General features: G+C 65.3%; 23 protein-coding genes. 13 read left to right on the top strand and 10 right to left on the bottom strand.

Annotation, left to right across the window (positions count from 1 at the left end):
• Nucleotides 1-456 (bottom strand): hypothetical protein (locus B7R24_RS17240; RefSeq protein ID WP_216363587.1); only part of this gene is annotated, 456 nt, incomplete at its 3' end.
• A 164-nt stretch (nt 457-620) separates the two neighbouring features.
• Here B7R24_RS17240 and B7R24_RS02060 point away from each other — a divergent pair.
• Nucleotides 621-1,103, top strand: a complete 483-nt coding sequence (locus B7R24_RS02060) for a hypothetical protein (RefSeq protein WP_116420041.1) — start codon at nt 621-623, stop codon at nt 1,101-1,103.
• A 627-nt stretch (nt 1,104-1,730) separates the two neighbouring features.
• On the opposite strand, the gene B7R24_RS17235 is transcribed toward B7R24_RS02060, so the two are convergent.
• Both B7R24_RS17235 and B7R24_RS02055 read right to left on the bottom strand, forming a co-directional pair.
• Nucleotides 1,731-1,952 (bottom strand): three-helix bundle dimerization domain-containing protein, encoded by a 222-nt coding sequence (locus tag B7R24_RS17235; protein ID WP_147303930.1) that lies wholly within the window; start codon nt 1,950-1,952, stop codon nt 1,731-1,733.
• Between the two features lie 84 nt (nt 1,953-2,036).
• Nucleotides 2,037-2,537 (bottom strand): MarR family winged helix-turn-helix transcriptional regulator, encoded by a 501-nt coding sequence (locus B7R24_RS02055; protein WP_116420042.1) that lies wholly within the window; start codon nt 2,535-2,537, stop codon nt 2,037-2,039.
• A 91-nt stretch (nt 2,538-2,628) separates the two neighbouring features.
• Here B7R24_RS02055 and B7R24_RS02050 point away from each other — a divergent pair, with 91 nt between their 5' ends.
• Nucleotides 2,629-3,561 carry an NADP-dependent oxidoreductase gene (locus B7R24_RS02050; protein ID WP_116422244.1) on the top strand — a complete coding sequence of 311 codons (933 nt, stop codon included), beginning with the start codon at nt 2,629-2,631 and terminating at the stop codon, nt 3,559-3,561.
• 28 nt (nt 3,562-3,589) lie between these two features.
• Here B7R24_RS02050 and B7R24_RS02045 read toward each other — a convergent pair whose 3' ends face one another.
• Complete coding sequence (locus B7R24_RS02045; protein ID WP_116417274.1) at nt 3,590-3,955, bottom strand: DUF1622 domain-containing protein; 366 nt, start codon at nt 3,953-3,955, stop codon at nt 3,590-3,592.
• 130 nt (nt 3,956-4,085) lie between these two features.
• Complete coding sequence (locus B7R24_RS02040) at nt 4,086-5,147, bottom strand: Ltp family lipoprotein (protein WP_116417273.1); 1,062 nt, start codon at nt 5,145-5,147, stop codon at nt 4,086-4,088.
• Nucleotides 5,148-5,909: 762 nt separating this feature from the next.
• On the opposite strand from B7R24_RS02040, the gene B7R24_RS02030 reads away from it, so the two are divergent.
• The gene (locus B7R24_RS02030) at nt 5,910-6,542 is read left to right on the top strand and encodes a nucleotidyltransferase domain-containing protein (protein ID WP_116417272.1); all 633 of its coding nucleotides are present in this window, start codon (nt 5,910-5,912) and stop codon (nt 6,540-6,542) included.
• Between the two features lie 13 nt (nt 6,543-6,555).
• Entirely contained in the window at nt 6,556-6,939 is a 384-nt protein-coding gene (locus tag B7R24_RS17230; protein WP_147303929.1) for a hypothetical protein, read from the top strand.
• Between the two features lie 211 nt (nt 6,940-7,150).
• On the opposite strand, the gene B7R24_RS02025 is transcribed toward B7R24_RS17230, so the two are convergent.
• Entirely contained in the window at nt 7,151-7,540 is a 390-nt protein-coding gene (locus B7R24_RS02025; RefSeq protein WP_116417271.1) for a DUF1622 domain-containing protein, read from the bottom strand.
• 116 nt (nt 7,541-7,656) lie between these two features.
• Between B7R24_RS02025 and B7R24_RS02020 the strand changes: the two genes are divergently transcribed.
• On the top strand, nt 7,657-7,914 hold the full coding sequence (locus B7R24_RS02020; protein WP_172582661.1) for a hypothetical protein: 258 nt from the start codon (nt 7,657-7,659) through the stop codon (nt 7,912-7,914).
• 181 nt (nt 7,915-8,095) lie between these two features.
• On the opposite strand, the gene dinB is transcribed toward B7R24_RS02020, so the two are convergent.
• On the bottom strand, nt 8,096-9,292 hold the full coding sequence (gene dinB, locus B7R24_RS02015; RefSeq protein ID WP_116417336.1) for a DNA polymerase IV: 1,197 nt from the start codon (nt 9,290-9,292) through the stop codon (nt 8,096-8,098).
• A gap of 63 nt (nt 9,293-9,355) precedes the next feature.
• Entirely contained in the window at nt 9,356-10,375 is a 1,020-nt protein-coding gene (locus B7R24_RS02010; protein WP_116417269.1) for a LacI family DNA-binding transcriptional regulator, read from the bottom strand.
• A gap of 181 nt (nt 10,376-10,556) precedes the next feature.
• Between B7R24_RS02010 and B7R24_RS02005 the strand changes: the two genes are divergently transcribed.
• The 8 genes from B7R24_RS02005 (at nt 10,557) to B7R24_RS01970 (ending at nt 18,607) form a co-directional block, all read left to right on the top strand.
• Nucleotides 10,557-11,849: an ABC transporter substrate-binding protein gene (locus B7R24_RS02005; RefSeq protein WP_116417268.1), complete on the top strand. Its 1,293-nt coding sequence runs from the start codon at nt 10,557-10,559 to the stop codon at nt 11,847-11,849.
• A 5-nt stretch (nt 11,850-11,854) separates the two neighbouring features.
• On the top strand, nt 11,855-12,907 hold the full coding sequence (locus B7R24_RS02000) for a carbohydrate ABC transporter permease (protein ID WP_116417267.1): 1,053 nt from the start codon (nt 11,855-11,857) through the stop codon (nt 12,905-12,907).
• A gap of 23 nt (nt 12,908-12,930) precedes the next feature.
• Nucleotides 12,931-13,782: a carbohydrate ABC transporter permease gene (locus B7R24_RS01995; protein WP_253259222.1), complete on the top strand. Its 852-nt coding sequence runs from the start codon at nt 12,931-12,933 to the stop codon at nt 13,780-13,782.
• A gap of 57 nt (nt 13,783-13,839) precedes the next feature.
• Nucleotides 13,840-16,152, top strand: coding sequence for a beta-glucosidase family protein (locus B7R24_RS01990; RefSeq protein ID WP_116417265.1), 2,313 nt, complete (start codon nt 13,840-13,842; stop codon nt 16,150-16,152).
• 152 nt (nt 16,153-16,304) lie between these two features.
• A complete protein-coding gene (locus tag B7R24_RS01985) occupies nt 16,305-17,210 on the top strand; it encodes a GMC family oxidoreductase (RefSeq protein ID WP_116417264.1) in 906 nt (301 codons plus the stop codon).
• On the top strand, nt 17,108-17,533 hold the full coding sequence (locus B7R24_RS01980; protein WP_172582660.1) for a GMC oxidoreductase: 426 nt from the start codon (nt 17,108-17,110) through the stop codon (nt 17,531-17,533). Before B7R24_RS01985 ends, B7R24_RS01980 begins: the two co-directional genes overlap by 103 nt.
• A gap of 67 nt (nt 17,534-17,600) precedes the next feature.
• A complete protein-coding gene (gene cmtR / locus B7R24_RS01975) occupies nt 17,601-17,954 on the top strand; it encodes a Cd(II)/Pb(II)-sensing metalloregulatory transcriptional regulator CmtR (protein ID WP_116417262.1) in 354 nt (117 codons plus the stop codon).
• Nucleotides 17,951-18,607: a cation transporter gene (locus B7R24_RS01970; RefSeq protein ID WP_172582659.1), complete on the top strand. Its 657-nt coding sequence runs from the start codon at nt 17,951-17,953 to the stop codon at nt 18,605-18,607. The genes cmtR and B7R24_RS01970 overlap by 4 nt, the downstream gene beginning before the upstream one ends.
• A gap of 15 nt (nt 18,608-18,622) precedes the next feature.
• On the opposite strand, the gene B7R24_RS01965 is transcribed toward B7R24_RS01970, so the two are convergent.
• Both B7R24_RS01965 and B7R24_RS01960 read right to left on the bottom strand, forming a co-directional pair.
• Nucleotides 18,623-18,997: a DUF1048 domain-containing protein gene (locus tag B7R24_RS01965; protein ID WP_116417260.1), complete on the bottom strand. Its 375-nt coding sequence runs from the start codon at nt 18,995-18,997 to the stop codon at nt 18,623-18,625.
• A 2-nt stretch (nt 18,998-18,999) separates the two neighbouring features.
• The gene (locus tag B7R24_RS01960) at nt 19,000-19,350 is read right to left on the bottom strand and encodes a PadR family transcriptional regulator (protein WP_116417259.1); all 351 of its coding nucleotides are present in this window, start codon (nt 19,348-19,350) and stop codon (nt 19,000-19,002) included.
• Nucleotides 19,351-19,421 lie beyond the last annotated feature (71 nt).

Here is a 19,421-nt window from a genome sequence, read left to right as displayed (position 1 = left end):
GACGGGTAATCGGTCAACCGTTCGAGCACCATCCGAGTCGAACGCTCCCGAACCTCCGCAGGGTATTTGTTTGACATAACCGAATCCTTTCAAAAAAAGAAAACGGCACGAAACCCGGGACGGTTCAATCTCCTTCCAATGGCGATTTGCATCTTCGTCCGACTCGTCCAAGATCAACCAGAGATGTTTGTTTCGAGCAAGCGCGAATCCTGCTTCGAAGAGAACGTTACTATTCAAATCGCTGATCTCGGCGATGACTAAATCCGCCGCGTCGATTGCCTCGCAAATCGTATCGACCAGAACACGACCCTCGATGGCCAAGTCTTCCCAGGTCTGGGCACTGTCACCGACCTTGCTAAGGCGCCGAGCCGTGTCCCGCATTGTTTCGGCTCGAAGCTTCGGGTTTCCGGGATAGGCAAAAAAGATCGTCGATTTCTCTGCGCGTAGTACGGTCATGGATCGACCCTAGTGAACGCGCACCAATGGCGTCGCTGTCTTGCCACGACGATGAGGGGACGTAGTGAGCATCAGCTGAAACTAAACGGACTTTAGCTCTAATAGTCGCCGTTGCGTCTCATGCACAGCTTGGCTGCATCCCTAGGGTCTAGCAAGATCGAAGCATGTCACCAGATCCCCTCGCTCTGCCCGCCTTCATCATCTCGATCATTGGCCTCGTGATCGCTGTGATTGGCGCCGCTACGGGCGTGGTGGCGCTCGTCTGGCAGATTGTCACGCGGACCCGTGGAGCCCATCGTGTCGTGGTGTCGGTGAACTCTGACATGCAGATGGTTGGGGCCGGAACCGGGAATACCAAGTGCTTGGAGATTCTAGTTCGCAATCGAGGTGCGGCTTCCGTTCAGATTCAACCGTGGGGGATCAGGCTTTCGGATGGCAACAGCTTGGTTGTGATTCCAGGTGACTTTCCGCCCCCGCCCGTACTCCCATACACGCTCGATGCCGGGACGAGCGCATCGTTTTACGCGCGGGCAGAAGCAATTGCTGACGCGGCCGGAGTCAGGAACCTGGCGACAGCTCGGGCTGTCGTCCATCTAGCGACTGGTCAGAAAATCATTGGCAGAAAGGGCGAAATCCGCGTCGGTTGATCACGAGGACACCAATTCGCGGCCAGGGAACCAAGATACATTCGCGAGAGACGAAATCCATCTCAAGACCCACCTAGTGTCTACGAACACGAGCTTGTGTTCTACTACCCGCGGGTCACGTTGGCTCTGTATTGGACTTGTTCTACGCACGGGCTTTCCACGGGGCATCTCGCGAGGAGACATGCGCGAGTTCGGTTGGCCTTGCGGTCGGGGAGGTGTCGGCGCTGCCGGCTCCCGTTATATTTGCGGTCATTGCCAGGCGTATGAGCCATTCCCGGGCAAGGCCAGAACACGTTTGCAAGCGATGTAGAGCTCGGGCGATGTGGGTGCACTTCCATAGATTGGATGCGGCGGCGGGGGCGGCAATGTGAAGACCGGCAGGGTCGACGGCACAAAGCGTCGACACACCGAGAAGACGATAACTGAGCTCTGACCTCGACGAGCGGAGGCCAACCCAGTTGGAGCCTGTCTCCGGCGTTCGGCGCCCACTCCGGCGGTTCGCGCCGAACGGTTCGGCGCCGGCTCGCCGGTGAGTGAAGGCAGCGGCGATCCGATTCCCGCGGGCGCGGCAGCGCCAACGCAGAACTTGCCGAAGAAAGATGATGGACGATAACGCCCAGCGTTACCCTATTTGTGGGCGTCGCCCGATTCACGCGACTCTCGGGTGAGATCTTCGCGCACCTCGTGCTCCACGAGAACGGGGATGTAGTCGCGCAGAGGCGCTTCGGCCAAGGCCTCGTACTCGCTCTGCACAACGTCATCGATGTGTTCTGGGGAGACGTCGGGGAACTTCTCTGCTAGGCGCTCCGCGACTTTGCCGACCGCTTCTTTTTCCTTTTCGGGTTCCATGTTCCCAGTATCGAGCCGTCACGCCTGTCAGCCAAGGGCGTCACGCCCTCCACGCACGCATTGTCCGAGCCGGTTGCGCGGACCTCAGGGGGTCTTGCGCTGCCGAGGCGCTGCCGAGCGGGGCGGGGTCGCGCGAAGGCGGTCGGCCGCCTGGCCGAGGATGCGCGCGAGCTCGCCGACGTCTCGGTCGGAGAGTGCGGCGAAGAGCAACTCGTGAACGGCTTCGATGTGGCCGGGGAAGACTGCGGCGAGCACTGCGCGACCGGCGTCAGCGAGGGCGACGACAGTGCTGCGTTCGTCGTCGGGTGAGGGCGCGCGGGTGACGAGCCCGCGCTGTTCGAGGAGTTGCGCCTGGTAGGTCAGGCCGCTGCGGCTGTAGACCACGCCGTCGGCGAGATCGGTCATGCGCAGCCGGCCGTCGGGAGCGTCGCCCAGGCGGGCAAGCAGCTGGAACTGCACGTAGCTCAGATCGCCGGCGCTGCGCAGCTGTTTCTCGACGGAGTGGCGCACCAGGCTACTCACCTCGGTGAAGGCGAAGTACGCCCCGAGCTGGGCGGGCGTCAGGGATGTGGGCGGCTCGGTCATGAATCCCATCTTACGTGTTGCTTCGAGTTCAAAGCAGTGCTACCTTCTAGCTATTGCTACGAACTCGAAGCATATGACGAAGGGATAGATCATGAAGGCAGTACGTTTCCACGAAGTGGGCGGCCCCGAGGTGCTGAAGTACGAGGAGATCGAGCAGCCGACACCGGCGGCCGGCGAGGTGCGGATCCGCGTTGCGGCGTCGGCGTTCAATGCGGCCGACAACGGGATGCGGGCCGGGTTCCTGCCGATCCCGGTGGTGCTGCCGCACGTGCCTGGCTACGACGTCTCGGGTACCATCGACGCGGTTGGCGAGGGAGTCGACGGGGTCGCGGTGGGCGACGACGTGATCGGCTTCCTGCCGATGGAGCGCGACGGCGGTGCGGCAGAGTACGTGGTCGCCCCGGCGGATTCGTTCGTGAAGGCCCCGACGAGCATCCCGCTCGCCGACGCCGCGGCATTGCCCTCAGTCGCGTTGACCGCGTGGCAGGCGCTCTTCGACGAGGGGCGGCTCGAGGCGGGGCAGCATGTGCTCATCGTGGGGGCGGGCGGCGTCGTGGGCAAGTACGCGATCCAGCTCGCCAAGCGTGCGGGCGTGCACGTCGTGGCGACGGCGAGCCCGCGCAGCATCGACGCGGTGCGCGAGGCGGGTGCCGATGAGATCGTCGACCACACCAGCACCGACCTGCGAAGTACCGTCGGCGAGCAGGTCGACGTTCTGCTCAACCTCGCCCCGATCGATCCGGAGCAGTTCGCCTCGTTCGTGGGGCTCGTTCGCGATGGGGGCGCTGTGGTCAGTACTACCGCGTTCATGGCGACTCCTGGCGACGAAAGCCGTGGTGTGCGCGCTGCGACCGTCTTTGTGCTGCCGAACCGTGAGCGCCTGGCCGAGCTGGTGTCGCTCGTCGACAGCGGTGAGCTCACCGTCGAGGTGACCCGTCGCATCCCGCTCACCGAGCTGCCCGCCCTGCACGCCGAGGCTGCCGCAGGCGGCGTCGCCGGGAAGGTCATCGTTCTGCCTGCCTGAACCCAGGGTGCGGGAGACAACCGGAAGGTCAGGCCCTAGCACCTTTCGAGCCGAGCGCAGGGTCCGACTCCGCCGAGGGCGCCTTGCTGGTCTGCCACGGCCACCGGCCCGTGATCTCCAGTTCGAGCGAGAAGCTCAGGAAGGTGCGGATGAGGATGATCGCCGCGAGCACCGCGACGCTGTCGAGTGTGGGCGTCACCGCCACCGTGCGGATGATGTCTGCCGCGACCAGAAACTCGAGCCCGAGCAGAATCGACCGGCCCAGATACTGCCGGTACGCGCGATACACCGGGCGTTGGCCCCGGATGATCCTGACGAGAACCAGCACGGTCGAGATCGCCGCGCCGCCCACGATGATCGGAGAGAGATTAATGCTTTGAAGGAATTCGAACATCGCCTTTCGCAGCGGCTCATTACGGTCGTGGACCACGAAGACCGACCGAGTATCAACTATTCGTTCGGTCATCATCACCCCTGGTTGATCTATATGTCTCGGTCAAACCACGGCCTGGCGTAGTCGGCTTTTACTGATAGGTGTCCGCAGCGGCGGCCGTGGCCTCGTTCTCAGTGAAGCCATCGAACACGAGCTGGCTTGACAGCCTGGATTGGGAGAAGGCTCCTTGTACGAGATACTCCTTGGCCTTCTTGACGGCCTGCTCCGTCCAATCCGCACGGATATTCGCCAGCGCGCGCTCTGACTCGGACTCGGAAAATCCCTCGGAGACAAGCTGGTTCAGCAGCCCTTCTCTCGAAAGGGCTATGTGCGCGAGGTATTGGCCGGCCTTTTTTGCGGCCTGTTCGTCCCACGCTGCGCCTGCGCTCGCTACGGCAAATTCCGCATCGTCCATTGAGAAGCCTTCCGAAGCCAGCTGATTTAGTAAGCCGCTCCTAGAGAAGGCGGTGTACCGCAGATACTCCCGTGCCTTTGCGAGTGCATTGCGTTGACCTGGTGAGACATCCGACATTGGGGGTGCAACGGTCTCGTCGGCGTCAACTGAGTTAGTCGGAGCGGCCGCGTACGACGCGCCCGCAAAAGCCGGAGGGTTTGGCGGGAGCTCCGGCAGGGGTCCAAGTGCATTTTTCATGAACTCCGGCTGCTTGGTGAGACTCCTAAGGAGGTCTGATAGCCCAGCTTCATCTATCGTCTCGATGCGGAAGCGCGGCACACCGTGCAGGCCAGAAGGAATGTCCTCACTGTTCGCCCCGGGTAGAAGTATGAGTCGCACCTTTTCGATGAAAACCTTCCGATCTGCGGCATAGATGCTGCGGAGCGAGTCAGCTTCAGCCGCGGCGCCAGCTCCTTTGCTGGAATCGCCGCCGCCTTCCCACGCCAGACGCCAGCTATTCGACACCACGATGAGCACGAACTCACACTCATCGACGCGACTCGGGCCCCAGCGAGTCCAATCGACAGGGTCAGTCAAGTAATAGAGATCTACGTCAGCATCGACGCCGTTGCCTCGAAGCGCGGTCGCAAAGTTGAAGACTAATTCCCTACGAGCATCGATCTCTCGCTGCGACCAATCAGGATCGACATGCGCCCAGGAGATGAACGCCGAGGGATGACGTTGTAAGGAGTCGGGCACACTTCATTCTGACTGGTCCGGCGTGAAATACCGAGGCTTCACCAAGAAGCATCGGCCGACGAGGATCCATTACCACCCTTTGCCATTCGGAAGAGAGACCTCCGGGCCCAGCAACCCCAGCTACCGTTTTAAGTCCGCATTCACGCAGGGTTTGAGGGCTACGCCTCGCCCTAGTTAGTCTCGCCCTGCGATGAGAGGGAAGCCATCCCCGCCGATGATTGCACGATAGTTCCGATCACAGCGCATCGACCGGCTGCCGACGACGAACTCAGCCAGAAAGGGGTAGAGCTCCGGATCGGTGGGAGTGTCCACGACCCGGAGGACCCGACAGTCGGTTGCTGTTTAACGCGTTGGCGATGGTCGCGGAGTTCGAGTCCGATCCGGGCGCGCATAAAAGGGGGCATGCGTGTCGCGAAAGAGGGCATGCGCGTCGCGAAAGCGAAGGGACGGCTGAAAGGGAAAAACCCAAGCCGTCTCGTGCGGTGGAGGGACACCTTGTGGCTGAGTACCATTCCGGGGATTACAAAGTCGCTGAACTGTCCGCACGGTTCAGTGTGGGCGCGGCGACGGTGTACCGGGCTGCACACTGGGCGGCGGCGAAGTCGGATGCGGTGACGTCCTGGTGCTTCCCCGCGTTGAGGGATGACCAGGCCCGGGTTGCGGTGGGCCTGGCTGTTGAGCCAATACGTCCACTTTGATAACTAGAGTTGTATCCGTGCAACCGTGGTTGCACTATCACAACTCGAATTGCATACTGGGACCATGGACCTTGAGTTGCCATTCCGTACAATCGCTCCCCCAGTGGAGGCCGAAGCGCTTCGTGTACTAGCCGGAGCGGACACCGAATTTAGCGCTGCGCAAGTCCATCGACTCATAGATTCTGGGTCGCCCTATGGTGTGCGGAAGGCCCTAGCGCGCCTCGCCGAGTCAGGACTTGTTCTGTCGACGATCCACGGCAACTCGACGTTCTGGCGCGGAAACCGCCATCACCTTCTCTGGCCCTCGATCGAGTTGGCTGTAAATGCTCGTCGGGAATTGCTCGACCGCCTTCGAGGCGAATTGGCGATGCACAACGAACTCGCGGCCTACCTCTATGGATCATTCGCGCGGAGATCAGCCGGCCCTGATTCTGACATTGATGTTCTCATCGTGCATCCGGACGACAGCTCGCACGACTCGATCGTGGATTTTGCCCACGACCTCAGCCAACAGATCATGGCATGGACAGGCAACGAGGGACACGTCTACAACGCGACGCGATCGTGGCTCCGTGACGCGATAGAAAAGAACGACCCAGTCGTGATGTCCATTCGACAAGACGCAGTGGCGTTGGTTGGCCCCGAGTTCGAAGAATTACTTCGTGAACTCGACACGGGGAAGTACGCGCGTGCCTAAGCAGCATAGAACGGTGAGTCTGGACAAAGCTGGTGCGCGTTCCCGTTTGAAAGAGGCCCGCCTCTACCTCGCCGCGGCAGAACTTCTCGATTTAGGAAGCGCAGCGGAGAACAAAGTGGCTGGATCGAACGCAATTCTGGCTGGTATCGCTGCGGCCGATGCGATATGCGGGCTTGTCCTGGGCCAGCGCAGTTCCGGCGATGACCACACCCAGGCCATCAGTCTTCTTGAGCAAGCCACGCACCCCTCGACCAAAACGACGACCAGTCTCAAACGACTCCTGACACAAAAAACACCGGTGCAATACGGTGCCGATGCGATCAGTGCTAGCGATGCAGTCGACCTGCTCAGGTGGGCTCGAGACATCGTGGAAGAGGCTGATGCAAAGGATCGATAGATCGCACACGCTTGTTGCGCGCGTTATCTAGGGCGGGAGCAGCTGACCAATTCTTCTGGACGCGCCCTCTCCCCAAGAGAGAAATTGCGCTGCCCTCACCGCACGCCGGGGCGGCCGCGGGCGGCGTCGCCGGGAAGGTCATCGTTCTGCCCGCCTGATGTCGCAACGGGGCCCGATAGTTGCAACGACCAAGCTCCATCGCGGACCACAGTCAGGCCGCAGCACCGCTCGAACCGAGCGCAGGGTCCGACTCCGCCGAGGGTGCCTTCCTGGTCTGCCACGGCCACCGGCCCGTGATCTCCAGTTCGAGCGAGAAGCTCAAGAAGGTGCGGATGAGGATGATCGCCGCGAGCACCGCGACGCTGGCGAGAGTGGGCGTCACCGCCACCGTGCGGATGATGTCTGCCGCGACCAGAAACTCGAGCCCGAGCAGAATCGACCGGCCGAGATACTGCCGGTACGCGCGATAGACAGGCCGTTGGCCCCGGATGATCCTGACGCGAACCAGCACCGTCGAGATCGCCGCGCCACCCACGATGATGAGTACTCCGGCGCCATCGATGAGTGTGCCGGCGAATTCGACGATGTTCTGAAAGTCCATGCCATAAGACAGACAGAACCCCGATCATCCTGCAACCCCTGTCGGAGCGCGCCGCGCGGGTTCACCATGAGACCGCAGCATACGCAACCGAATGAACGTCTCGAAAGGACACCACCATGGATCTCGGCCCCTACACCGGTTACCCCCTCCCCCTGGCGATCCGCGAGGCATACGGCGCCGACACCGCCGGCGAACTCGCCGACCGACTCGGCGTGACCACGCGACCCGGCTCGGACGTCGGACCGGCCGCCGACGCGGCGTACCAGTCACTCCGGCGCGGCGACCAGGCCCCCGCCCGCGCCCTGCTGATCGAAAAGCTCGGCCTCAGCGAGTCTGCCGCCGACGAGGCGTTGGCCAAGCTGCCGAAACTCTGACCCGTGCAGCACGCGGACCCGGTCGACGACGCGCTCTACCGGACGCGACGCGCTGAGCTCGAACGGCACGCTGGGATTCCCCTCATCATGGCCGCGCTGAGGATGCATAGCGGATCCGCCGCTGCCGTGTTGCGGATCCGCCGGGCCTCACTTGCGGATCCGCCGGGACGGATGCTGCGGGTCACTGGTGCTCGGGTAGCACCGGTGACGACCAGCCGGGGTCGCGGTTGAGGTGGGTGGCACGGGCGAGCGATGTCGCGCCGAAGCGATCGCGCACCGCGTCGAGCACCGTGTCGAGCCGCGCCTCGTCGTTCCAGTCGATCGGCAACTCGGGTTGCAGGCTGGCGGAGGGGGCCAGATGCGACAGCGAGATGCCGATCAGGGTGATGCCGCGCTCCGCGATCTCGGGCTGAGCCGCGGCGAGCAGATTGCGGGCGACGCCGAGCAGCACCGATGTGCGATCGGATGCCGATCCCAGGGTGCGCGACCGCGTCGCCTTCGCGAAATCACCGAAGCGAAGCCGCAGCACGACTGAGCGGCACACGCGGCCACCGTCGCGCAGGCGCCCGCCCAGCCGATCGATGAACTGCGTGAGGATGATGTCGAGCTCGTCGGGCGACCGTGGGCGGCTGCCGAGTGCGCGCTGGGAACCGATTGACGACCGGCGGCGCGTGCCGTCGACGGGCCGCGGATCCTGCAGCCGGGCCAGCGCGTGCAGGTGCGCCCCGTTCGCCCGCCCCAGCAGATTCTCGGCGGTGGCGGCTTCGAGCTCGGCGAGCTGTCCGACGGTTCTGATGCCGAGCCGGTGCAGCTTCTCGGCGGTTGCGGCGCCGACGCCCCACAACCGTTCCACCGGGAGCGGGAGGAGGAACGCCTGCTCCCGGTCGGGTTCGACGATGAGCAGCCCGTCGGGCTTGCTGACCGCGCTGGCCACCTTCGCGAGGAACTTGGTGCGAGCGACGCCGACCGAGATCGCGAGCCCGACCTCCCTGAGAACCCGCTCGCGCAGCTGCACCGCGACCTGTTCGGGCGAGCCCGCGATACGCCGCAGGCCGCCGACCTCGAGGAATGCCTCATCGATCGAGAGCCCCTCGACGAGCGGCGTGGTGTCACGGAAGATCGCGAAGACGTCACGACTGGCGGCGGAGTAGGCGTGCATCCGGGGCGGAACGACGACCGCATCAGGGCACAGGTCACGTGCCTGGCGCCCGCCCATCGCCGTGCGCACCCCGCGCGCCTTCGCCTCGTAGCTCGCCGCCAGCACCACTCCGCCGCCGACGATGACGGGTCTGCCGCGCAGTGCCGGCGCATCGCGCTGCTCGACCGAGGCGTAGAAAGCGTCGAGATCGGCATGCAGGATGGTCGCCTCGCCTCGCATCACACCCCCGATCATCCGCTGGGTGGATGATCGCATGCACCGGCGACAGTGGACTCCCGCCCATCACAACCCGGCCGGTCGACGGGCAGGCGGGGCCGCCGTCGTTGCCCGCACCACGAGGCGCGTCGGGAGCTGCAGGTGGATCGGGGCGGGGGTCTCTCCGGAGAGGAGCGCGACGAGCATGTGAGCGGCAGCTGCGCCGATCTTCTGAATCGGTTGACGGATGGTCGTGAGCGCGGGGCTGACCTGCGAGGCCTCGGGGATGTCGTCGAATCCGATCACCGAGAGCTCTTCAGGCACCCGGATGTCGAGTTCGGCGGCGACCTGCACGGTCGCGATGGCCGAGAGGTCGTTGGCCGCGAAGATCGCGGTGGGCCGGTCGGGCAGGGTGAGGAGGGCCATTGCGGGGTCGCGGGCCGTCTCGCGCTGGTACATTCCGACGCGCACGAGGGCCGGGTCGAAGGGGATGCCCGCCTCGGCGAGGGCGCGGCGGTAGCCGCCGTCGCGGAGGTTCGACGACTGGAGGTCGGGGCGGCCGGCGAGGAATCCGATACGGCGGTGGCCGAGTGAGATGAGGTAGCGGGTGGCGCGGAGGGCGCCACCGAAGCTGTCGGATTCGACGGTCGGAAGGTCGGCGTGCCCGGTGTGCGGGTCGATCGCGACCACGGGGATCTCGGTCGAGGTCGCGACGACGGTCGGTGTGACGATGATGGCGCCGTCGATGAGGGTACCGCTGAGCCGCGAGAGCGAGCGTCGCTCCCAGCCGTCTCTGGAGTTCTGCCGGGAACCGCTGTAGGCGAGCAGATCGAAGCCCGACTCGCGGAGCGCGGTACCGACACCCTTCAGGATCTCGGCGCTGAAGGGCTCGAAGTCGGCGACCAGGATGCCGATGACCCCCGTTCGCCGTGACCGCATGCTGCTCGCGACGAGGCTGGATTCGTACCCGAGTGTCTTGACGACATCGAGGATGCGGGCGGCTGTCTCTTCGGAGATGCCGTAGCGGCCGTTGACCGCCTTTGAGACGGTCGAGACCGACACGCCTGCTGCCCGGGCGACGTCGTGGATGGTGGCCCGCCGTGTCATGCAGGCAGCCTAGCGCCCATGGAAAAGGTTTTCGAAAACGTTTGACGATGAATTTGTTGCTTGCGACACTCAATTGCTGCCGGGCACACAGCACAGCGAGACACACAGCACAGCGAGACACACAGCACGACGAACTCCGGCCCGGCGGTCATCCGACTCAACGAAGAGAACAGGTATTCACATGAAGACGAAACGTATCGTCGCCGGCCTCTCGGTGCTCGCTCTCGGGGCCCTCGGCCTCAGCGCGTGCAGCGGCGACAGCGGCGGCTCGGGCTCCGACGGCGGCCCGGTGTCGATGACACTGTGGGAGAACTCGACCACCGGCCCCGGCCAGGAGTTCTGGGACAAGACAGCCGCTGACTTCACAGCGGCGAATCCCGGTGTCACGATCGATGTGCAGGCGATCCAGAACGAAGACCTCGACGGCAAGCTGCAGACAGCGTTGAATTCGGGCGATGCGCCCGACCTCTTCTTTCAGCGCGGCGGCGGCAAGATGGCCGCAATGGTGGCGGCTGGCCAGGTGAAAGACCTGACCGAGGGGCTCTCGGCCGACGCGAAGAAGGAGATTCCGGCGGCGACGTTCGGTGCGACATCCATCGACGACAAGGTCTACGCAATGCCGGTCTCCGTGCTGCCCGGCGGCGTCTTCTACAGCCAGGATCTGTTCACGGCCGCTGGGGTCACGTCGGCACCGACGACGATCGACGAGCTCGAGGCCGCCAATACGAAGTTGAAGGCGACGGGGGTGCAGGCCGTGGCGCTCGGCGGCAAGGACGCCTGGCCGGCCGCGCACTGGTACTTCTTCTTCGCCCTGCGCGAGTGCAGCCCGGAGGTTCTCTCGGGCGCCACGAGTTCGAAGGACTTCAGCGATGACTGCTGGATCCGCGCCGGGCAGGATCTCGAGGACTTCGCCTCGACGCAGCCGTTCAACGACGGATTCCTGTCGACCCCCGCGCAGCAGGGTGCCGGCAGCTCTGCAGGCCTCGTCGCCAACCACCAGGCCGGCATGGAACTGATGGGCGCATGGGATCCCGGGGTCATCGCCTCGCTGACGCCCGACGCCAAGCCGCTTGCCGACCTGTCGTGGTTCCCGTTCCCCGAGATCACCGGCGGCGACGGCGAGCCCGGCTCGATCCTCGGCGGGGTCGACAGCTATTCCTGTTCGGTCGATGCTCCGTCGGCCTGTGTCGATTTTCTGAACTACCTCGCCACCTCGGATGTGCAGAAGGCGTACTACGTGGCGTTCAACGCTCCCCCCGTGAACACCGAGGCGCAGAAGTCGGTGACAGAGCCGTACCTGCAGCAGATCATCTCGACCTACAACGCAGCGCCGTTCGTGTCGCAGTGGCTCGACACGCTCTACGGCCTGAACGTGGGCAACGCCCTGAACGTCGGAGTCGTCGACCTGCTCGCCGGCAAGAGTAGCCCGGAGCAGCTCGTGCAGACGGTCAACGACGCCGCGAAGAAGGCGTAGCGACGATGACGGTTCGAGAGGCCGTGCCGGTGGAGGCCGGCGCGGCCGCCGGGTCGGCGACGGCTGCGGCCGGCACGACTCCGGGCACCCCGCCGGGCAAGACCGGAAGGCCGACCGGCCGGGCGACGGGTGGCCCCAGGCGCCGCCCCTTCAACCGGGCGAGCCGCTGGGAGGTGGCCCTGCTGGTGGGGCCCGCCCTGCTCGTCTTTCTCGCCTTCGTGATGTTCCCCGTGGTGATCGCCGCCTACTACGGCTTCTTCAGCTGGCAGGGGTACGGAACACCGACCGACGTGGTGGGCCTGCGCAACTACCTCACGATCCTCCAGGACCCGACCTTCCAGCAGGCTCTTGCGCACAACGGGACGATTCTCGTTCTGTCTCTCGTCTTCCAGGGGCCGGCCGCGATCGGGCTGGCGCTGCTGCTGAACCGCAAGCTCCGCGGGCAGTCGCTGATCCGGGTGCTGATCTTCGTGCCGTACGTCATCTCCGAGGTGGTGGTCGGAACCGGGTGGAGCCTCATCCTGCAGACCAACGGTGCCTTCAACGGCCTGCTCGAGAACCTCGGGCTCGGGGCTGTTGCCGAGGACTGGCTGTCGAACCCGGATATCGCCATCTGGACGCTGATGGTCATCATCACGTGGAAGTACATCGGCTTCGCCGTCATCCTCTTTCTCGCTGGTCTCCAGGGCATCCCCGAGGAGCTGTCGGAGGCGGCGTCGATCGACGGGGCATCGTTCTGGCAGATCCAGCGCAACATCACGCTGCCGCTGCTCGGGCCGACGCTGCGTATCTGGGCGTTCCTGTCGATCATCGGCTCCCTGCAGCTGTTCGACCTCGTCTACATCATCTGGGGGCAGTACGTCAGCTCGACCGCCGGCACATCGACGATGGCGACCTACATGGTCGCGAACGGGCGGAACGCCGGCAACTACGGCTACGGCAACGCGGTCGCGGTCGTGCTCTTCGTCATCTCGCTGATCATCGCGCTGGTGTACCAGCGCTTCATCCTGCGGCGCGACACCCAGGGCGCCCTGACCGACAAGGGGAACACCGAATGAGTGCCATGAGCACGATCAGCGGGATGGCGCCCGTCACGGCCCCACGTTCATCCACTCGCCTGCGACCGGGCACGCCGATCGCCTACGCGGTCGCGGTGGTCGTGATCATCCTGATGCTCGCGCCTGTCGTGTTCATCATCATCGGCGGGTTCCGCACCAACTCCGAACTGTCGGTCGACCCGGCCGGACTGCCCGCCGTGTGGAACATCTCGAACTACGTCGACGTGCTCACCGGCGGGGTGTTCTGGGGCGAGGTGCTCAACTCCGTGATCGTGGCGCTCGCCACCACGCTGGGTGTCGTCGTGCTCGGGCTGATGGCCAGCTACGTGCTCGCGCGCTACAGCTTCCGCGGGCGAGGCGTGCTGTACGCGCTGTTCGCTGCCGGGCTGATGTTCCCGATGACGGTCGCCATCACGCCGCTCTACATCGTGGTGAAGAACCTCGGCCTGATGAATTCGCTCGGCGGGGTCATCCTGCCCCAGATCGCGTTCGCGCTGCCGACGACCATCATCATCCTGGTGCCCTTTCTGCGGGCGATCCCCGACGAGATCCAGGAGGCGGCATTCATCGACGGATGCAGCCGGCTGGGGTTCTTCTGGCGCATGGTCGTGCCGCTGGCCACGCCGGGAGTGATCACCACCGGCATCCTCGCTTTCATCGCCAGCTGGAACAGCTACCTGCTGCCGCTGTTCATTCTGAACAAGCCGGCCATCTTCACACTGCCGCTCGGGGTGCAGGCGTTCTCATCGCAGTACTCGGTCGACACCGCCAAGGTGCTGGCGTTCACAGCTCTGTCGATGATTCCGGCGCTGCTGTTCTTCGCGTTCTTCGAGCGCCGCATCGTCGGCGGGCTGTCGGGCGCGGTCAAGGGCTGAGCCCCGCGCCGCCCCCCCCACCGCCACCCGACCGACCCCTTCACAGAAATGACAACCATGACCAACCCTCCGCTGCCCCCTGTCTCCGACCGGGTGCGGGCACTGCATGCCGAGATGACCCTCGACGAGAAGATCGCCCAGCTCGTCGGGTACTGGGTCGATCAGGGCGGCGAGGTCGTGGCCCCGATGCAGGGCGAGATGGCGACTTCGAGCGGCTACGACGAGGCGACCGTGAACGGCATCGGCCACCTCACGCGCGTCTACGGCACGCGGCCGGTCGACCCGGTCGAGCGGGCCGCGTGGCTCTGGGCCGAACAGCGGAGGCTGCAGAGCGAGACCCGGCTGGGCATCCCGGCCCTCGTGCACGAGGAGTGCCTGACCGGGCTGGCCGCGTGGAAAGCCGCGACGTTCCCGACGCCGCTCGCCTGGGGCGCGGCGTTCGACCCGCAGCTGGTCGAGGAGATGGGACGGATGATCGGGGGGTCCATGCGCGACCTCGGCATCCACCAGGGGCTGGCACCGGTGCTCGACGTGATCCGCGACCCGCGCTGGGGGCGCGTCGACGAGTGCATCTCGGAGGACCCGTACGTCGTCGGAACCCTCGGCACGGCATACGTACGCGGGCTGCAGAGCGCGGGGGTGCATGCAACGCTCAAGCATTTCGTCGGGTACTCGGCCTCGCGGGCCGGGCGCAACCACGCGCCCGTTCATCTCGGACGACGCGAGCTGGAAGACGTGTTGCTGCCCCCGTTCGAGATGGCGGTGCTCGACGGCGGGGCGCGGTCGGTGATGAACTCCTACGCCGAGATCGACGGGGTGCCGGTGGGCTCGACGCCCGAATACCTCACCGGCATTCTGCGCGACCGGTGGGGGTTCGACGGAGCGGTCGTCTCCGACTACTTCTCGGTTGCGTTCCTGAACCTGATGCACGCGGTTGCTGCCGACCGGGCCGAGGCCGCCGCGCTCGCACTTGCGGCGGGGATCGATGTGGAGCTGCCGACGGGGGATGCGTACCTGGCACTCGGGGAGCGGATCCGGGCGGGCGATACCGGCGGAGAACTCGTGGATGCGGCCGTGCTGCGCGTGCTCTCCCAGAAGGAGGAGCTCGGCCTGCTGGATGCGGATTTCGGGAAGCCCCCGACATCCGTCGACCTCGACAGCCCCGCGCACCGCGGTGTGGCGCGGCGGCTGGCTGAGGAGTCGCTGGTGCTCCTGACGAACGACGGGTCACTGCCCCTGAGGGGCGGCAGCGCGCGCGTCGCGGTCATCGGCCCGAACGCGGACTCCGCCGAGGCGCTGATGGGCTGCTACTCGTTTGTCAATCACGTGCTGGCGCATCATCCCGACACCCCGACCGGGCTGGTGATACCGACGGTTCTGGATGCCGTGCTGAGCGAGTTCGACGGTGCCACCGTCACGTTCGAGCCGGGCTGCGGCGTCGAGGGCGACGACGTTTCGGGCTTCGAACCAGCAGCGCGAGCCGCTCGGCGGGCGGATGTCGCGATCGTCGTCGTCGGCGACCGGGCAGGCCTGTTCGGCCGAGGCACGGTCGGTGAGGGAAATGACGTCGAGAACCTGGAACTGCCCGGCAGGCAGCGACAACTCGTCGAGCGCATCGTCGCCACCGGCACGCCCGTGGTGCTCGTGCTCCTGACCGGTCGCCCGTATGCGATCGACTGGGCGGTGACCGGGCCGTCTGCACCTGCGGCGGTCGTGCAGGCGTTCTTTCCGGGCGAGGAAGGAGGCACGGCGGTGGCCGGACTGCTCTCGGGACGCGTCTCGCCGTCGGGGCACCTCCCGGTCTCGCTGCCGAGGTCGGCGGGGGCCCAACCGTTCAGCTACCTGCACCCGCTCCTCGGCGGGCCGTCGGAGGTGACCAGCGCCGACAGCACCCCGGTGCTGCCCTTCGGGCACGGCCTCTCGTACACGACTTTCGAACGGGATGAGCTCGCTGTCGAAACCCCGGAGGTCGTGGCCGGCGACATGTTCACCGTGACCGTGAGGGTAAAGAACACGGGCACGCGCGCCGGCACTGATCTCATACAGCTCTATGCGCACGATGTCATCGCCAGCGTGACCCGTCCGGTAGCGCAGCTGCTCGGCTACCATCGGGTGTCGCTCGAGGCAGGTGCAGAGGCGGTGGTGCGGTTCACCGTTCCCACGACGAGGCTCGCGTTCACTGACCGCGCCTACACGCGCATCGTCGAACCCGGAGTGGTCGACCTCTGGGTCGGGCCGTCGTGCGATGTGCGCGAGACCGAGACATCGCTCGCGATCACCGGGCCGGTGCATCGGGTGACGATCACCGACGAACGCGCCGTGCGAGCCGCCGTGGTCGTACCGGTGTTCGCGCACCATACCGTCGCGTGAGTGAAGTACCCGAATAACTGAGTTGCGACAACTCCAAATCTTCAGTTGTAGTTTCCAGGTTTCCGTGGTTCTGTTGGAGATAGTTGTAGCCACAACTAAACTGACGTGTCGATCCGGTGTGCGCCGCGAACCCTCACAGAGGAAGCGAAGCCATGAGCACAGCATCACAAGAATTCGATTACATCGTCGTCGGTGCAGGTGTCGCAGGATCCGTGCTCGCCTCGCTACTGAGCGAGTACCCGGATCGCAGCACGCTGCTGTTGGACGCGGGGCAGGAGAACCCGTTGGATATCGGTCGCAGCCAGGGCGCCTTCCTTCTCACCTGGGGCGACACGGAAAAGAACTGGGCCTACCAGACGGTTCCGCAGCCCGGTCTCGCCGGACGGGTGGTCGATGAGCCCCGCGGGCGTGCCGTCGGCGGCTCCAACGTGCTCAACATCGGCGCGTGGCTTCGCGGGCGCCCCGAGGACTACGACGCCTGGGAGCAGGCGGGAGCCACCGGATGGAACGCTGAGGCAGCGCGCAGAGCGTTCCTCGCGATCGAAGCGACAGACCGTGGGCCGGCTGACCTGCGCGGTAGCGACGGGCCGCTGCGACTGAACGACATCGCGACTCCCACCGCGCTCTCGGACACGCTCCTCGACGCGTACGTCGAATATGGTTTCGGGGCGCGCGGCGACTCCGACGGTGCGGTCGCAGACGTCGCCGACCGCTACCAGACGGTCTTCGTCGATGGCGTGCGGCACACCGTCGCCGACGCGTACCTCACCGAGGAGGTCCGCGCACGTGAGAGCCTCACGATCCGCGTCGGCGCCCACGTCAGCCGCGTGATCATCGAAGACGGTCGAGCTGTGGGCGCCGAAGTGCGTCCACGTTCCCCGGCGAGCAAAATGCCGACCAGCGCTCCGGCGTCACCGTGGGCTCCGTGCTCCTGCAGTCCCAAAGCACCGGTACCGTGCGCCTCGCCTCCGCCGACCCCTCCGACAGGCCCGTCATCGACCCCCGTTTCCTCAGCGCGGAAAGCGACCTCACCGGCCTCGTCGAAGCGGTACGCCTGACCCAGCAGTACCTGACCGCACCGCTCCTGCAGCCCTGGGTCGATCAGATGTACCCGACGCAGACGGCGACCGACGCTGAGATCGTCGAGCACATCCGCCAGGACGCGGGAACGACCTTCCACCCGGTCGGGACCGCGAAGATGGGCTCGGACACCGATCCGATGGCCGTGACCGACGCTGAGCTGCGCGTGCGTGGCGTGCTCGGCCTCCGCATCGCCGACGCCTCCGTCATGCCGCAGATCATCCGCGGCCACACCTTGGCGCCCGCGGCGTTCATCGGCCACCGCGCCGCGGACCTCATCGCGACAGGCGAAACGGAGTAAAAGCGACACGAGAGAGGGGCGGGTCGGTCTGTTTGCTTAATACAGCGAAGGCTGTATTAATGGGTTCATGCTCGCACTCAGCACACAGCTCGACGTCATGAACCGGATCGGTCGCGCGATGGCCGATCCGACCCGTTCCCGCATTCTCCTGATGCTGCTCGATCAGCCCGCCTACCCTGCCGGTATCGCCGATGCACTGGGCCTCACCCGGCAGAACGTCTCGAACCACCTGACGTGCCTGCGGGACTGCGGCATCGTTGTCGCCGAACCGGAAGGCCGACAGAACCGGTACGAGATAGCCGACGCGCACCTCGCGAAGGCGTTGAACGACCTCGTCGGAGTAGTGCTCGCTGTCGACGCCGACGCGCCGTGCAACAACCCGGCCTGCTCCGTGCCCGGCTGCTGCGAGGCCGGCCAGTGACCGCCACCGCGAACCCGCTCGTGCAGCGCAAAGCGGTGCTGCAGAGACGCATCCGACTGATCGTCGCGATAACGATCGGCTACAACCTCATCGAAGCCGTCGTAGCGATCGCAGCCGGTACCGCCGCATCATCCGGCGCCCTCATCGGATTCGGACTCGACTCCACGATCGAAGTTCTCTCCGCCGCGGCCGTGGCCTGGCAGTTCACCCGCAAAGACCCCGAGCGGTGGGAGAAGGGAACCCTCCGCGTCATCGCGGTCGCGTTCTTCCTGCTCGCGATCTACGTCAGCGCGAGCGCCGTGCTCACCCTCACCCGGGCGGCCGACGTGCAGCACAGCACCGTCGGCATCGTGCTCACCGCCCTCAGCGTCGTCATCATGCCGTTCCTCTCCCTCACCGAACGGCGCACAGGAGAGGAGCTCGGTTCGGCGACCGCGATCGCCGACTCGAAGCAGACCCTCATCTGCACCTACCTCTCGGCCGCCGTGCTCGTCGGGCTGCTTCTGAACACCCTCTTCGGCTGGTGGTGGGCCGACCCGATCGCCGCCCTCGTGATCGTCGTCTTCGCCGTTCGCGAGGGCATCGAAGCGTGGAAAGGCGACGCCTGCGCGACCTCGGTCGGCATGCTCCTCGACGACGACGATCCACACTGATCGCGGAATCGATCCTCACACGGCAGCAGCGGCGTCGATGCTCTCAGCGCTGGCGATCGCGGTCGTGAGGCGCTGGCGTTCTTTGCGAATCCAGCTGCCGCCGCTGTAGTTGTCCATGAAGGTGTCGGCGAAGTCAGCCGGGTCCGTGCCGATCACCTCGCGGAGAGGGGTGCCGGCCGCGGCGCTCTGCTCGAGCAGGTCAGCCAGGTCGTTCAGCATGGCGATGAGGCTGCTCCCGGTGTCGCTCGGGCCGAGGTTCAGAAGATAGCGCTCGAGCGCCCCCGCAGCCAGCCGGTACCCCTCGGGCAGTTTCTTCACGCGTGCCCTGTACTCGCGGTAGCGCTTCTTGTCGCCGAGATCTCCGGTGACCTTCTCGATCAGGTTGGCCATGACTACTCTCTTTGTTCGTGCGGGTGCTCGATGTGGTGGAGCTGTTCGATCCGTTCGGCGAGAAAGCTCCACGTCGTCCAGAACTCCCCGAGGTACTCGTGACCCGAGGCGTTCAGTGAGTAGACCTTTCGGGGCGGCCCCTTCTCGGAGGGAACCTTGGCGACATCGACGAATCCACGCTGCTCGATCCTGATCAGCAGCGCATAGACGGTTCCCTCGACGATGTCGGAGAATCCCAGGTCACGCAGGCGTGCCGTGATCTCGTATCCATAGGCCGGTTGCGCGGCCACGGTGGCCAGCACGACTCCCTCGAGCGTGCCCTTGAGCATCTCGGTCATCTGCTGCTTGCCCATTCGGACGCCTATCTACTCAATGTCACTGACTACCAGTAAATAGTAACGCCGACTACCGCCAGGTCGCAAGC

This window comes from Subtercola boreus (genome assembly GCF_003399645.1).
GTDB lineage: Bacteria > Actinomycetota > Actinomycetes > Actinomycetales > Microbacteriaceae > Subtercola > Subtercola boreus_A.
This window is presented reverse-complemented; position numbering and strand designations above follow the sequence as displayed.